We start from the raw sequence: 11,873 nt of genomic DNA, 5'->3' as shown, positions 1-11,873 counted from the left end.
TGCTGTCCCGACGCTAGGTGTCGCTTGCTAGAGCCCGTGCCGAAGTCTTTTTCTGGGGCGATTCCCGGCTGGTTGGGCGATCTGGCCGGTGCCTGGGTGTTTTATTCGGTGCTGCCCGCCTGGCCAGGAGTGCCGCCGCGCTTTGAGCGCATTGCCCGCTTCGCTCCCCTGATCGGCCTGGTGCTGGGCGGGCTGCAGGGCCTTTTCTGGTGGCTTGCCGCTGGCTGGTTGCCCCTTGGAGCCCAGGTGGCCTTGGTGCTGGCGCTCGGGTTGGTGCTCACCGGTGGCTTGCACGTTGATGGCGCAATGGATACGGCCGATGGCTTGGGCGCCGGCCCTAGGGCCTTGGAGGCGATGGCAGATAGCCGGGTGGGCGCATCGGGGGTGCAGGCCTTGGTGGTGGTGCTGCTGATCAAGGCAGCAGCCCTGCTTTGCCTAGGGGCCGCTGCCCCGCTGGCCATGCTCTGGGCAGCTTTCTGGGGCCGGGTGTCACCCCTTTTGGCCATGCAGTGGTTTCCATATTTGAGGCAGCAGGGCAGTGCTGCTTTTCACCGGCAGCACTGGCGGGGTCTGGCCGCGGAACTGGTGCCGGCCCTGCTGGTGTTCGCCCTGGCCCTGGGCCTAGCGGCCTGGACCCGCTGGCCCTGGCCCCAGGGGGTGGGTTTGCTGCCAGCGGTGCTAGTGCCCCTATGGCTCGGCCGCCGTCTCGGCGGCCATAGCGGCGATAGCTACGGAGCCTGTGTCGAATGGACAGAAGCTCTGGCCCTGCTGCTCATGGCCCTGCTGCTGGGCTTGGGGCCGCGGCTGGCAGCCTGAGGCAAAAGGCGTTGCCCCGCTCGGGCAGTTGCCGTGCAACGGCCGCCGGCGGCAACACCAGGTTGAGCTCGCCACCGAGGCTGCGGGCCAGATCCCTGGCCAGGGCCAGTCCCAGCCCCGTCCCCGGCCGGCCCTGCCCCTGCCGCCCCCGGAAACCCTGCTCAAAGATGGCCTGGCGCTCATTTTCGGCGATCGGCTCGCCGCCATCCCACACCGTCAGTTGCCAGTCCCCTGACGCCAGTGCTTGGCAGTCCAGGCCGATGGCCGTGCCGCTGGGGCTGTATCGAAAGGCGTTGTTCAGCAGGTTGGCCAAAATTTCAGCCACGGCACCACTGTCCCCGTGCCAGTTGGGCAAGCAGGATGGCGGATGCCAGGGGCGGCCCTGCAGAGAGGCCGTGGCAGCAGCCCGCTGCATCAAGGGCTCAAGCCAGTCGAGCAGGGGTTGGCCCTCGGGCCCCACCAGCCCGGGGGGAAGTAGCAGGGGCGCCGCCGCTTCGCCGCTGACGGCGGCTTGTTCGTGGCGGCCCAGCTGGCTGAGGGCATCCACGTAGCGGTTGAGCTGGCGCTCTTCCGCCAGCAAGCCTTCCACCAGAGGTCGGTTCTGCTGGTCCTGTTCGAGGCGCCGCAGCAGTAGTTGGCCGAAGGTGCGCAGGGCGGCGAGGGGGTTGCGCAGCTGGTGCAACAGCAGGCCCAATTCTGCTTGCTGTTGCTCGAGGGTCTGCTGCAACTGCTGTTGTTCCAGATCAAGGCAGAGCGCTTCGGTAAGACACAGGGCGACGGCCTGGAGCCGCTGCCCGAGGCTGTCTGGCCAGGGCACCACGCTGGTTTCCACCTGGATCGCGCCCAGCAGCACCCTTTGGTGGCGCAGCGGCAGCCAGCGCCGCTCCTCCGCTGGCAAGCTCAGCGGACTGCCGGCTTCGACCGCAGGCAGGGCTCGGCCGTCACTCGGCCACTGGCCGATTGGTACAAGGATGGGGGCGTTGGCTTCACCGGGCTGGGTGACGTAAACCACCAGGGAGCTGAGGTCGCTGCGATCAGCGAACTGGGCTAGCTGGAAGCGCAGTAGGGCGAGAAAGCGGTTGGAGACTTGCATCTGCTGCCCTCAGCCCTGGCCCTCTTCCAATAAGTTTGGATAAGGCGTGGGAAAACCAGAAAAAAGTCTTAAGATGAGCGGTATCGACCAATACGGCGCGGTCCGCAAGCGGGCAGCGGCTCGTCGTCGTGACGCCCTCACCCTTTGTTGCCCATTTAGGCAATTCAGGCTACAGCAGTAACAGATCCAACTTTCGCCGATCTTGCTTCCTGTTGTTCTGCACCCCGAATGGGCGGGGTGTGGCGTCGCTGACCCCTGGGCCTGCTGACTCTCTCGGACAACAGAACGTTTGGGCGTCGCCCTGCTCTCCAAATTTTGGGGGGTGCGGGTGGGCTGAGTCACGGACGCTGCGCATGTCTTGCGCTCCCACTGTCCGTTCCCCCTCCGGTTTCTTTTCCTTCTCCTAATTCCTCCTTCTCGGGAGCAGTTCAATGTCCAAAAAGCGCAAGCGGATTAGCCGTCGCCGGCTCGCGGGCCAGCGGGTGCTGGCGCATGTCCCCACCTTTAATCTCGAGACCGGCTCCCACAAGCCGGTCACGGCAGCACGCCGCTTCATTGCTGAGGAGCTATTGGTGCCCCCAGCAATTCTGAACGTGCGCCGCAACGAGCACACCACTGATCGCTTCTTCTGGGGCGAAAAGGGCCTGTTCAGCGCCCAATACGCCGAGGAAAACCATTTCCTGTTTCCCTCACTGCGCACGATCGTCGACCGCATCGGTGAGGAGGTGCTTTTCGAAGGCATCGAAGCCCTCGCCGCCGACGACTGGGAAGAAATGGAGGAGTACGAATACGCCTTCGTCTGAGCTTGGCTTTGCCCTGGCGGAACTCATCTGGGCCGCTGGTTGTTCAGCATGACCACTTGCTGGCCAAGTAGCTCCGCAGGGCAGGAAACAGGCAGCTGTCAATGGTGTGGCCGCCTGTAAAGCCAACCAGTTCGGTGTCGATGCCACCGAGTTGCAACTGCTCTTTTATGGCCTCACTGGCTCCGTAGGGCACCACAGGATCCTGTTCGCCATGGGTGAGCAGGATTTTTGGCAGGGATGCTGCGGTTGGTTGCCAGCCGGGATGGGGGTAGCCGCTGCAGCCGATCAGGCCGGCCAGGGGTAGGCCGCTGCCGGCTGTGGCCACATCAAGGGCCATTGCGGCGCCTTGGGAGAAGCCCAGCAGAGCCGTTTGCTGCAGGGGCACCTCTACAGCTAGGGCGAGGAGCCGCTCTAGCAGCTGGGTTCGAGCGGCAGGTAGCTGGGGCCAATTTGGCTGTTGCAGGTCGTACCACTGGCGGCCGCTACCGCTTGGATGCGGCAGTGGTGCCCGCAGGGCCACCACGCTCACCGCTGGCCCCACCAGCACCTCGGCCAGGTCGAGCAGATCGTCGGCATCCGCTCCCCAGCCGTGCAGCAGCACAAGGCGCCGGTCACACCGATCCGGGCCACTGCGGATCAGTTGGTCGTTGGGCTGGCTGGTTTGGCTACTCATGGCGGGGGATCGATTGCTGCGTAGGTTGGCCTTCATACCTGCACTTAAGGCAGCCATGGCCCCCACGGCCCTTCTAAGCGTCTCCAATAAGGAGGGCCTGGTGCCCTTGGCCGAGGGGCTGCTGGAGGCTGGCTATCAGTTGATTTCAAGTGGCGGCACCGCTGCGGCCCTCAAGGCGGCCGGGCTTGAGGTCACCAAGGTGGCGGAGCACACCGGGGCCCCTGAGATCCTGGGTGGCAGGGTCAAGACCCTGCACCCACGCATCCATGGCGGCATCCTGGCCCGCCGCTGCGAGCCCAGCCACCAGGCTGATCTGGAGGCCCAGGGCATTGCCCCGATCGACGTGGTGGTGGTCAACCTTTACCCATTTCGAGAAACCGTTGCCAACCCCGAGGTGGCATTCGATACCGCCATCGAGAACATCGATATCGGTGGACCGGCAATGGTGCGGGCAGCGGCCAAAAATCACGCCGATGTGGTGGTGCTGACCAGCCCCAGCCAATACGGACCCTTTCTTGAGTGCCTGCGCACCGGAGCCATCAGCGCTGCCCTGCGGCGCCAGCTGGCGCTGGAAGCTTTTCAGCACACCGCCAGCTACGACACGGCGATCAGCAGCTGGCTTGCGGGCCAGCTGGCCGGCGCAGCCGAGCTCCCCTCAGCGGTGGCGGCGCCCCTGCGACTCGAACTGCCCGCCCGCCAGAGCCTGCGCTACGGCGAAAACCCCCACCAACAGGCCACCTGGCACAGCGAGCCCGCTGCCGGCTGGGGCGCCGCGGTGCAACTGCAGGGCAAGGAGCTCAGCTACAACAACTTGATCGATCTGGATGCGGCTCTAGCCACCGTGCGGGAGTTTGGCTACGGCCCCGGGGCCCAGCCCGCGGCGGTTGTGGTCAAGCACACCAACCCCTGCGGCGTAGCAATCGGCCACAACGGCGCCGCTGCCCTCAGCCGGGCCCTTGACGCCGATCGGCTCTCAGCCTTCGGAGGCATTGTGGCTATCAACTGTGTGGTCGATCTAGCCACCGCCGAATTGCTGACCAGCCTGTTTCTTGAATGTGTAGTGGCGCCTGGCTTTGATGGACCGGCATCGGAGCGGCTGGCCACGAAAGCCAATCTGCGCCTGCTGGAATTGAATCCTGCGGCGATCGCTCTGGCGTCCAGGCGCCAGCTGCGCACCCTGCTGGGCGGGGTACTGGTACAGGAGCTAGACGATCAACCGGTTGATGGCGCGGCCTGGCAGGTGGTGAGCGAACGCCAGCCCACAGCCCAAGAGCTCGACGACCTCGGTTTTGCCTGGAAGCTGGCCCGCCACGTGCGCTCCAATGCCATCACCGTGGCCAAGGGTGGTCAGAGCCTGGGCATTGGCGCCGGCCAGATGAATCGGGTTGGCTCGGCCAGGCTGGCCTTGGAAGCGGCCGGGGATCGGGCCAGGGGCGCGGTGCTTGCTAGCGATGGCTTCTTCCCCTTCGATGACACCGTGCGGCTGGCCGCTGGTCAGGGCATCACTGCTGTGATTCAGCCTGGCGGCAGCGTGCGCGATGCCGATTCGATCACTGCCTGCAATGCCCTTGGCTTGGCGATGGTGGTAACCGGTCGCCGTCATTTTCTTCATTAACGCCCTTGCTGGGGCGCAGTGAGTTGTAGTTTCGCTCCATAAGTCCTGTTCTGCTGGGCACTTGCCGCAGCCATCCCTTGGCCCCCTCTGACGCCATGCCCGAAGCCCTCGCCTACAACCTCAACTTCCTCCATCCCCTGTTGATGCTGGGTCTGCTGGCCCTCTCCAGCTACGGGATGCTGCTTGGCATCAAGGCCAAGAAAACCCGCACCGCAGATGCTGAGACCCGCAAGCAGCTGATCAAGGGGCAGTTTGCCAAGCGCCATTTCCAGATCGGCGGCCTGATCCTGGCGATCACCGTGCTGGGTACCTTCGGCGGTATGGCCGTTACCTACCTCAATAACGGCAAATTATTTGTGGGCCCCCACCTGCTTGTGGGCATTGGCATGACCTGCTTGATCGCCCTGGCGGTGTCGCTTACCTCCCTGATGCAGCAGGGCAATCTGATCGCCCGCAAGGTCCATGTGGGCCTCAACATGGCAATGATGACCCTGTTTCTGTGGCAGGCGGTGAGTGGCTTTCAGATCCTCAACAAAATCTGGGAAAACCGCCCGGCCTGAGTGCTGGTTTCGGTTCTAGGTCTCAAGTAAGAAAGACAGCCCAGTTGATTTAGAACTGGGCGCTTCGCCGGGGTGGGCACTCCAGATCGTGGCTGCCGTGGAAATCTTCCTGCACCTTCCAGGTGAGCCGGCGAGAGATCTGCCTCACGATCTGACGGAGCAGGTGGTCGCCGCTCGACTGCACCAGCCCATCAGGCAGCAGGGTGATCACCCCGGGTAGGCGTACCCAGACGCTCAGGTCGAGCTCCCAGCGCACCAAAGTTTGGGGCCTGGGATCGTTGGAAGCTACGGCAGCATCATTGGCTTGGTCGAGTTGCAGCGAGGCGTTGAACTCGACGTCGTAAAGCCCTTCAAGCTTGGGATCGCCGCCGGGGTGGGGCACGGTCAAAATTCGGTACAGCCCCTGGTTTTGGGGCAGCAATTCCAGGCCGATGGTGGGCTCCACTTCGAAGCCGAAGTTGCCAAAGGTGCCCAAAGTCAGCGCGTAGCCCCGCTTGCCCAGGGGTTCCACAGTCATCGGGGTAGCGCAACGGCGAAACCACCCCTCGTGGTGATCGAGGTATTCGGAGACAACGGGCGCGCTGGCCCGCATTTCCATCACGTCGGCAAAGGCACTGGCATAGCGCCGCACCCTCGGATCATCGCTGTGGCGCAGCAACAGACCGGAGCCCAGCTCTCCCTTGGACGACGCTTGGGCTGGTGCGGTTGACAACGACAAAGGCAACAACGGCAACTCCTGGCGTTTGACCAGCCCTGGCAGCAGGATGCCGGACTTGTTCAAGACGTTCTTTAATCAATGTAAAGCCCATGGTGGGCCTAAGTGCCGCCCGCTGTGACACCCGGACACCTTGGTTCTGCTCAGGCTTCGCAGAGTTCGATCAGCCGCTCGATCACGTCTTCCACCACCCGGTCGGGAGTGGAAGCCCCGGAGGTTATGCCCACTCGGATTGGCCCTTCAGGCAGGAAGGGCAGCTCGATTTCGAGCTCGCCCCCTAGGGGCATGTGCTCGATGCGGTTGCCAGGGCCAATGCGCTCGGGGGTGTCAATGTGGAAGGAGCGGATGCCGCGGCTGACGGCGATCTCCTGCAGGTGGGTGGTATTGGACGAGTTGTAACCGCCGATCACCACCATCAGGTCGAGGGGCTCATCAACTAGGGCGAAAATGGCGTCTTGGCGCTCCTGGGTGGCGTCGCAAATGGTGTTGAAGGCCAGGAAGTGCTCATTGAGCTCAATGGGGCCGAAGCGCTGCAGCATGGTGCGCTCGAACAGGCGGCCAATCTCTTCGGTTTCGCTCTTCAACATGGTGGTCTGGTTTGCGACGCCCACCCGGATCAGATCGCGGTCGGGATCAAAGCCAGGCGAGCAGGCTTTGGCAAAGCGGGCCATGAATGATTCCCGATCGCCATTGCCGAGGATGTACTCGCTCACCATTTGGGCTTCGGCCAAGTCGAGCACCACCAAGTAGGTGCCGGCGAAGCTGCTGGTGGCGAGGGTTTCCTCGTGCTTCACCTTGCCGTGGATGATCGAGGTGAAGGAGTGCTTTTTGTGCTTTTCCACCGTGTTCCACACCTTGGAGACCCAGGGGCAGGTCGTATCAACGATGTGGCAGCCCCGCTCGCTTAGCAGCTGCATCTCCTGAACGGTGGCGCCGAATGCAGGCAGTATCACTACATCACCGCTGGCAACCTCCGAAAAATCTTTCATGCCGTCTTCCACGGAGATGAACAGCACGTTCATGTCGCGCAGGTGATCGTTGACCGAAGGGTTGTGGATGATTTCGTTGGTGATCCAGATCCGTTCAGTGGGGTAGTGGCGCCGAGTTTCGTAGGCCATCGCCACTGCCCGCTCTACGCCCCAGCAGAAACCAAAAGCTTCAGCCAGCCGCACGGTGAGGCGGCCGCTCTCGAGCGAGTAGCCGCTTTCCCGCAGCTTGGCGATCAGATCGCTTTGGTAGGCCTGCTCCAGGCTGCCTGCCACCTCATTGCCCAAACCGAAGCCTCTGCGGTTGTAACGCTCCGAGTGGTGTAAGGAGCGTTTGAAGGCGCGGGTATCCACAGCGTCGAGGTCTCGGTGAATCAACTCTATGGGCCACTTAGGTCAGAGCTGCGGCTCCCAGGGTCATCTGGTGGAGGCCCTCAATTCCCTGCCAGCCCAGATAGACCCCCAGCACTAGGGCGAACACCCCCACCAGCCATTCGGCCCGATGCACAAGCCAGTCGTTGAGGCGGCTCAGGGGCTGGCGCAACCTGCCGCCGCTCAGCAGCCAGGCCAGTGGTGGCAGCAGCAGTAGCGAGGTGGTTATGGCCACAAATACGGCGCCCACCTCGAGATCCCCGCGCAGGGAGGTGTGGTTGGTGAGCAACATGCCCCCTTCCTTGGCGTAAAAAACCAGATTTTCCGGGCTGACCAAGGCACAGCCGGCCCCCAGCCCGAGCAGGGGAAACCAGTCGAGCTCGGGTAGCTGGCCCATCAGTTGCATCGCCCAGCTCTCTTCACCGATGGCTGCTGCAGGGGTTAGTTGGAACAGCCCCAAGGCCACCAAGGCTCCGGCACCGATCAGGTCCATCAGCACTTGGCCGCGGCTGCCCAGCTGCATGGCCCAACTGAAGCGACTGCCTACCAGCACCACCGCTGCCAGCGCGCCACCGTTGGCGAGTATCCAGCCCCCCAGGTAGGTGGAGCAGCGTCGCAGCGGGTTGGGGCCCAGCAGCAGCAGGGCCACCAGAGCGATGTTGAGTGGGCTGAAGGAAATGCCCAGGCCCAGGGCGATGGTCTGGGTGAGCCAGTGGAACGGGAGCATCGCGGGATTGTGGCGCTTAGCCAGCCCCAAGGGCGGGACCGTGGGTTTCCACAGCCGCAATTCCATGCCAGTTCACCTCGCTGGCGCTGAAGCTGTAGCGGCAGGGCAGTACCTCCACGCCCGCTGCCAGGGCCTGGCGAAACAGTTCGCCATAGCGCGGGTCGGCCGCGTCGCCCGGGGCAAAGCGGCTCACATCGCCGCGACTAAGGCAGGGCACCAGTACGGACCGGCTCTCTGGCAGCAGGGCCATCAGCTCCACCAGGTGTTTTTGGCCCCGTTCAGTAACGGTGTCTGGGAAAAGGGCCAGCTCCCCTTCGCTCCAGGTGGTGTTTTTCACCTCCAGGTAGATCGGCCTGGCATCGGCGGCGTTTTCCGCTGGGGTGAGCAGCAGGTCGATGCGGCTGCGGCGCCCTTCGCCATAGGGCACCTCGGCTCGGATGGCTGCGATCGGCCCCAGCCAGGGCTCCAGGCAACCGGCCTCAATCGTGGCCCGCACCAGATGGTTGGGGAGGGCCGTGTTGATCCCCACCCAGATGGGCGTGCCATCGGCGCCAGGCACTTGGGCCTGCTCCCAGGTCCAGGCAAGCTTGCGGCTGGGGGAAGGGGCGTGGCGCAAGCGCACCCTTCCGCCGGGGTGCAGCACTCCGGTCATAGGCCCGGTGTTGGCGCAGTGGGCCGTGACCAGCTCGCCGTTTTCTAGTTCGATATCGGCCAGGAAGCGCTTGTAGCGCTTCACCAAGGTGCCCTCTATCAGGGGGCCGAGGCTAAGCACGCAGGTGGCCATGGCGGGCGGGGTGGGATGGATTGGAGCAGGCCAGCCATACTGCCGCCAACTCCCGGGCCTTGGGTCCCACTTGATGGCAAAGTCCCTCAGGCGCATTGCCCTGGTTGTGGCAGTGGCCACTGCCCTCAGCAAGTTGGCCGGCTTGGTGCGGCAGCAGGCCATTGCAGCAGCCTTCGGCGTTGGCGCTGCTTACGACGCCTACAACTACGCCTACGTGCTGCCCGGCTTTCTGCTGATCCTGCTGGGCGGCATTAACGGACCTTTCCACAGCGCCATGGTGAGCGTGCTGGCCCGCCGGCCCCGCCAAGAGGGGGCCTACGTGCTGGCAGCAATCAACACCCTGGTGGGGGCGGGGTTGCTCGGGGTGACGGTGTTGCTGCTGGTGTTCGCTGGCCCCCTGATCACCCTGGTGGGCCCGGGCCTGGATGCCACCCGCCACGACATCGCCGTACTGCAGCTGCGTTGGATGGCGCCGATGGCCCTATTTGCCGGGCTGATCGGCCTGGGCTTTGGAGCCCTCAATGCTGCTGATGAATTTTGGTTGCCCTCGGTGAGCCCCTTGCTCTCGAGCGTGGCCGTGATCGCTGGTATCGCTGTGCTGTGGTGGCAGCTCGGTGCAGCGATCACCCTGCCCACCACGGCGGTGCTCGGCGGCGTGGTGCTGGCCGGCTCCACAACTTTGGGGGCGGTGCTGCAGTGGCTGATCCAGCTGCCAGCCCTGGCACGGCAAGGGCTGCAACGCTTTCAGCTGGTGTGGGACTGGAGGGACCCCGGTGTGCGCGAGGTGCTGCAGGTGATGGGGCCCGCCACCCTCTCCTCGGGGATGCTGCAGATCAACGTGTTTGTGTCCCTGTTTTTCGCTTCGGGCATCCCGGCGGCCGCGGCGGGTCTCGGCTACGCCAACCTGCTCGTGCAAACGCCCCTAGGGCTGCTCTCCAATGCCCTGCTGGTGCCCCTACTGCCGGTTTATGCCCGGCTGACGGCACCGGACGATCGACCTGAGCTGGTCGGTCGTATCCGCCAGGGGCTGATGCTTTCCAACGCCAGCATGCTGCCCCTGGGGGCGTTGATGGTGGCGCTGGCTTTGCCGATCGTGGCTTTGATCTATGAGCGGGGAGCTTTCAATGCCGGTGCTGCGGAGTTGGTGGGCAACCTGCTGATGGCTTACGGCATCGGCATGCCCGCCTATCTGGCTCGCGACGTGCTGGTGCGGGTGTTTTACGCCCTCGGCGATGGGGTTACCCCGTTCCGCTGGTCGATGGCGGGGATTGGGCTGAATGCGCTCTTCTGCTGGGCTTTCGTGGGCGGACCGGTGCCCGGCGCTACCCAGCTGCTGCCTGGCCTCTATTGCGGCGCTGCCGGCCTGGTGCTGGCCACCGTGGCGGTGAATCTGATCACCTGTGTGGGTTTGCTGCTGGCGTTGCAGACCAAGCTCGGCGGGCTGCCATTGCGGCTGTGGCTGCGCGACACGATGCTGCTGTTCGGTGCTGCCGTACTGGCCGGACTGGTGGCCTGGGGCGTGTCAGTATTTGTGGCCTGGCCCACTGGTCTTTGGGGGCGGCTCCTGGAGTGCAGCTTTGCCGGCGGAGTTGGTGTGCTGATCTATGGCGTGGTGGCCAGCCTTGCCAAGGTGCCAGAGGTCAAGGATTTGACCGACCAGTTGCGGGATCGCTTGCCTCGAATTGGCGCCAGGCGCTAGGGGTCGAGGCGAACGTCCCGTTCAGCTCGCACCTGAACGGGAATCTCCAGGTGGGAGCGACCCAGCATCCGGGGGCCGTCCACCGAAAAGATGCGTGCCTCAATGCCGAATTCCTTGAAGGCCGTCTCTAGCTCCTGAATAAGGGCTTTTTCAACCTGGGCCTCGGCGTCCACCACCTTGCCGATTAGGCGTCCGCCCAGGCGACCCAGGCGTTGACGCACCACATCGCGGGCGTTGGTTACCTCAATGACCAGCACAGCCCGTCGCCAGTTCCCGCAACCTTATCGGCAAAACTGCTCCAGCACCTCTTCGAGATCCCGCAGCTGGCCGGCGGGCACCAGCCGAGCCAGGGGCAGCCGGGTGGAGCCGGCGCCGATCGGCACCTGCACCGCCTCAAGGGCCTGGCGCGCGCACACCTCCGCCCCCTGGTCCAGCCTGGCGGAACATTCGATCGCCAGGGCCTGGGCCAGGCCGGCGTCGCCGAGGTAGAGGTGCCAACTGGCAACTTGCACATAAAGGCGATCTGCCAGGACCAGTTCCAGTTCTTTGAGGTCTGTGGCGGAGAGGGTCATGGCCGGGGGGTTGGACGCAGAACCACTACAGCGCCAGCGTGAGCCAGCAACACCACCAACCAACCCAAGCTGAGCCAGTTGAGGTGGGCCCAGGGGTGACGCATTTCCTGTACCAACCAGAGGCCACTGTTCAGGGCGGCGAATAGGGCGGCGTGGAGCGTCAGGTTCACGATCCGTTCGAAGTGCCTGTAGGTGGGGTCTTCGGGGTTGGCGGGGCCGTACCAGCGGATGGGCATTGATGGGGAGGCGAGGACGGGGTGTTTGACGGATGGGCCCTCCGTGCGGTGAGAATGGTCCCATGCGCTTGTAGCTCAGCGGATTAGAGCATCTGACTACGGATCAGAGGGTCGGGAGTTCGAATCTCTCCAGGCGCGCTTCTTTCAAAACCGCCTTAGGGCGGTTTTTTTGTGGGTTGGCTTCGACGTTGAGGTGTCCGATGCCCGGCTCCGGTCTTTACG

General features: G+C 64.2%; 14 protein-coding genes and 1 tRNA gene. 6 read left to right on the top strand and 9 right to left on the bottom strand.

What is annotated here, in order from left to right; genetic code table 11:
* Window positions 1-36 precede the first annotated feature (36 nt).
* Window positions 37-816, top strand: coding sequence for an adenosylcobinamide-GDP ribazoletransferase (locus KBZ22_RS07260; protein ID WP_254942377.1), 780 nt, complete (start codon window positions 37-39; stop codon window positions 814-816).
* Here the strand turns inward: KBZ22_RS07260 and KBZ22_RS07255 are convergent.
* Window positions 773-1,909 carry a sensor histidine kinase KdpD gene (locus KBZ22_RS07255; RefSeq protein ID WP_255021543.1) on the bottom strand — a complete coding sequence of 379 codons (1,137 nt, stop codon included), beginning with the start codon at window positions 1,907-1,909 and terminating at the stop codon, window positions 773-775. The two genes, KBZ22_RS07260 and KBZ22_RS07255, sit on opposite strands and share 44 nt — an antisense overlap.
* 431 nt (window positions 1,910-2,340) lie before the next feature.
* Between KBZ22_RS07255 and KBZ22_RS07250 the strand changes: the two genes are divergently transcribed.
* Entirely contained in the window at window positions 2,341-2,712 is a 372-nt protein-coding gene (locus KBZ22_RS07250) for a DUF3155 domain-containing protein (protein WP_106632267.1), read from the top strand.
* 43 nt (window positions 2,713-2,755) lie between these two features.
* Here the strand turns inward: KBZ22_RS07250 and KBZ22_RS07245 are convergent, their stop codons facing one another.
* Complete coding sequence (locus KBZ22_RS07245) at window positions 2,756-3,385, bottom strand: alpha/beta hydrolase (RefSeq protein WP_255021541.1); 630 nt, start codon at window positions 3,383-3,385, stop codon at window positions 2,756-2,758.
* 55 nt (window positions 3,386-3,440) lie between these two features.
* On the opposite strand from KBZ22_RS07245, the gene purH reads away from it, so the two are divergent.
* Both purH and KBZ22_RS07235 read left to right on the top strand, forming a co-directional pair.
* Entirely contained in the window at window positions 3,441-5,000 is a 1,560-nt protein-coding gene (gene purH, locus KBZ22_RS07240; RefSeq protein WP_255021540.1) for a bifunctional phosphoribosylaminoimidazolecarboxamide formyltransferase/IMP cyclohydrolase, read from the top strand.
* Window positions 5,001-5,095: 95 nt separating this feature from the next.
* Window positions 5,096-5,560 carry a DUF4079 domain-containing protein gene (locus KBZ22_RS07235; RefSeq protein ID WP_254942373.1) on the top strand — a complete coding sequence of 155 codons (465 nt, stop codon included), beginning with the start codon at window positions 5,096-5,098 and terminating at the stop codon, window positions 5,558-5,560.
* Window positions 5,561-5,609: 49 nt separating this feature from the next.
* Here KBZ22_RS07235 and KBZ22_RS07230 read toward each other — a convergent pair whose 3' ends face one another.
* The 4 genes from KBZ22_RS07230 to sfsA form a co-directional block, all read right to left on the bottom strand.
* Entirely contained in the window at window positions 5,610-6,272 is a 663-nt protein-coding gene (locus KBZ22_RS07230; RefSeq protein WP_396111833.1) for a DUF1997 domain-containing protein, read from the bottom strand.
* A gap of 146 nt (window positions 6,273-6,418) precedes the next feature.
* A complete protein-coding gene (locus KBZ22_RS07225; protein ID WP_106632331.1) occupies window positions 6,419-7,615 on the bottom strand; it encodes a 4-hydroxy-3-methylbut-2-enyl diphosphate reductase in 1,197 nt (398 codons plus the stop codon).
* A gap of 37 nt (window positions 7,616-7,652) precedes the next feature.
* Window positions 7,653-8,360 (bottom strand): GAP family protein, encoded by a 708-nt coding sequence (locus KBZ22_RS07220; RefSeq protein ID WP_254942372.1) that lies wholly within the window; start codon window positions 8,358-8,360, stop codon window positions 7,653-7,655.
* Window positions 8,361-8,376: 16 nt separating this feature from the next.
* Entirely contained in the window at window positions 8,377-9,144 is a 768-nt protein-coding gene (sfsA, locus tag KBZ22_RS07215) for a DNA/RNA nuclease SfsA (protein WP_255021539.1), read from the bottom strand.
* 73 nt (window positions 9,145-9,217) lie between these two features.
* On the opposite strand from sfsA, the gene murJ reads away from it, so the two are divergent.
* The gene (gene murJ / locus KBZ22_RS07210) at window positions 9,218-10,843 is read left to right on the top strand and encodes a murein biosynthesis integral membrane protein MurJ (protein WP_255021538.1); all 1,626 of its coding nucleotides are present in this window, start codon (window positions 9,218-9,220) and stop codon (window positions 10,841-10,843) included.
* Here murJ and KBZ22_RS07205 read toward each other — a convergent pair.
* The 3 genes from KBZ22_RS07205 to KBZ22_RS07195 are packed head-to-tail and all read right to left on the bottom strand — an operon-like array spanning window position 10,840 to window position 11,651.
* Window positions 10,840-11,100 (bottom strand): cytochrome-c oxidase, encoded by a 261-nt coding sequence (locus KBZ22_RS07205; RefSeq protein WP_254935140.1) that lies wholly within the window; start codon window positions 11,098-11,100, stop codon window positions 10,840-10,842. The genes murJ and KBZ22_RS07205 overlap by 4 nt on opposite strands.
* A 24-nt stretch (window positions 11,101-11,124) precedes the next feature.
* Window positions 11,125-11,415 (bottom strand): DUF3181 family protein, encoded by a 291-nt coding sequence (locus KBZ22_RS07200; protein ID WP_254942928.1) that lies wholly within the window; start codon window positions 11,413-11,415, stop codon window positions 11,125-11,127.
* Window positions 11,412-11,651, bottom strand: coding sequence for a hypothetical protein (locus KBZ22_RS07195; RefSeq protein ID WP_106632274.1), 240 nt, complete (start codon window positions 11,649-11,651; stop codon window positions 11,412-11,414). The genes KBZ22_RS07200 and KBZ22_RS07195 overlap by 4 nt, the downstream gene beginning before the upstream one ends.
* A gap of 64 nt (window positions 11,652-11,715) precedes the next feature.
* On the opposite strand from KBZ22_RS07195, the gene KBZ22_RS07190 reads away from it, so the two are divergent.
* Window positions 11,716-11,789: transfer RNA gene (locus tag KBZ22_RS07190), tRNA-Arg, on the top strand.
* Window positions 11,790-11,873: the final 84 nt, after the last annotated feature.

Origin of the sequence: Cyanobium sp. L1E-Cus (assembly GCF_024345755.1) — a bacterium.
Taxonomy (GTDB): Bacteria; Cyanobacteriota; Cyanobacteriia; order PCC-6307; family Cyanobiaceae; genus Cyanobium_A; species Cyanobium_A usitatum.
Note: the sequence above shows the minus strand (reverse complement) of the source record. Positions and strands in the feature narration are given on the sequence as shown.

What these genes read in the sequence shown, in the direction of transcription:
- KBZ22_RS07255 (WP_255021543.1), bottom strand. Translation starts at nt 1,909, where the DNA reads ATGCAAGTCTCCAACCGCTTTCTCGCCCTACTGCGCTTCCAGCTAGCC.
- KBZ22_RS07250 (WP_106632267.1), top strand. Translation starts at nt 2,341, where the DNA reads ATGTCCAAAAAGCGCAAGCGGATTAGCCGTCGCCGGCTCGCGGGCCAG.
- KBZ22_RS07245 (WP_255021541.1), bottom strand. Translation starts at nt 3,385, where the DNA reads ATGAGTAGCCAAACCAGCCAGCCCAACGACCAACTGATCCGCAGTGGC.
- purH (WP_255021540.1), top strand. Translation starts at nt 3,441, where the DNA reads ATGGCCCCCACGGCCCTTCTAAGCGTCTCCAATAAGGAGGGCCTGGTG.
- KBZ22_RS07235 (WP_254942373.1), top strand. Translation starts at nt 5,096, where the DNA reads ATGCCCGAAGCCCTCGCCTACAACCTCAACTTCCTCCATCCCCTGTTG.
- KBZ22_RS07220 (WP_254942372.1), bottom strand. Translation starts at nt 8,360, where the DNA reads ATGCTCCCGTTCCACTGGCTCACCCAGACCATCGCCCTGGGCCTGGGC.
- sfsA (WP_255021539.1), bottom strand. Translation starts at nt 9,144, where the DNA reads ATGGCCACCTGCGTGCTTAGCCTCGGCCCCCTGATAGAGGGCACCTTG.
- murJ (WP_255021538.1), top strand. Translation starts at nt 9,218, where the DNA reads ATGGCAAAGTCCCTCAGGCGCATTGCCCTGGTTGTGGCAGTGGCCACT.
- KBZ22_RS07200 (WP_254942928.1), bottom strand. Translation starts at nt 11,415, where the DNA reads ATGACCCTCTCCGCCACAGACCTCAAAGAACTGGAACTGGTCCTGGCA.
- KBZ22_RS07195 (WP_106632274.1), bottom strand. Translation starts at nt 11,651, where the DNA reads ATGCCCATCCGCTGGTACGGCCCCGCCAACCCCGAAGACCCCACCTAC.